This window comes from Parendozoicomonas verongulae, assembly GCF_009711465.1.
In the GTDB taxonomy this organism is placed as follows: Bacteria; Pseudomonadota; Gammaproteobacteria; order Pseudomonadales; family Endozoicomonadaceae; genus Sansalvadorimonas; species Sansalvadorimonas verongulae.
On sequence record NZ_SMME01000147.1, the window covers coordinates 1 to 293 of the forward strand.

General features: G+C 50.9%; 1 protein-coding gene. It reads right to left on the reverse strand.

Annotated elements, in window-relative coordinates:
• The coding region (locus tag E1189_RS00180) for an EF-Tu/IF-2/RF-3 family GTPase (RefSeq protein WP_268921564.1) at positions 1-293 on the reverse strand (293 nt) is incomplete at both ends.

Consider the following 293-nt stretch of genomic DNA (forward strand, 5'->3'; position numbering starts at 1 on the left):
TCTTCACGCTTAACGCCACGCAGCAGGGCACCAACGTTCTCACCTGCACGACCTTCGTCGAGCAGCTTACGGAACATTTCAACACCAGTTACGGTAGTCTTGGAGGTTTCCTTGATACCGATGATTTCAACTTCTTCACCAACTTTGATGATACCGCGCTCTACACGACCGGTAACAACGGTACCACGACCAGCGATGGAGAATACGTCTTCGATTGGCAGCAGGAATGGCTGATCGATAGCACGCTCTGGCTCTGGGATGTAGCTATCCAGAGTTTCAACCAGCTTCTTAAC